The sequence below is a fragment of the Pseudomonas imperatae genome, assembly GCF_057128625.1.
The window spans coordinates 1-529 of record NZ_JBSKHP010000091.1 but is presented as its reverse complement, the minus strand read 5'-3'; the positions used below and the strand labels follow the sequence as shown (position 1 = coordinate 529).

The window sequence follows — 529 nt, the reverse complement described above, 5'->3', positions numbered from 1 at the left end:
CACCGTCCCCGGCATGGCATCCTTCATCGACCGGCAGATCACCCCGTAGCGCGGGGTTCGCGTGCGAGGGGGATCTGTCCTGTCAGGAGGGCGGGGTTATCGCGGCCATCAAGGTGGCTTTGTTCATCCGGTAGTACCCGGTGATCTTCTGTTCTTTCGCGCGGGCTCGTAGTTCGACGAGTGTGGGTGAGGAGTGCGCGGACGTGCGTCCGGTTCGCCCGTTTCGTGGCGATGTGTCCGCGTGGGACGCGTCGACGGTCACAGGTGATGGTGTCTGGGGAGCGCGGAGAGAGGGGGATGCGTCCGCGCGGCGGGTGGCGGCGGCGTGTGCGGCGGAAAGTTCTTCGGATTCTTTGGCGAGCTTGTCAGCTCGCTTTCGCAGTTTCTTGGATGAATGAGCGACCGCGCTGCGCGCCTCGCGTACCGCCCTTTTCGCGCGGGAGAGGGCCTTCTTCGCGGCCTTCTCGGAACTCTTCTTCGTGTCCTTTTTCTTGGCAGTCTTTTTCTTGGTTGTCTTGGTCTGCGCCAC

General features: G+C 63.3%; 1 protein-coding gene. It reads right to left on the bottom strand.

Annotation, left to right across the window (positions count from 1 at the left end; translation table 11 throughout):
- Positions 1-82: 82 nt before the first annotated feature.
- Positions 83-529 (bottom strand): hypothetical protein (locus ACWKWX_RS32760; RefSeq protein WP_483829950.1); only part of this gene is annotated, 447 nt, incomplete at its 5' end.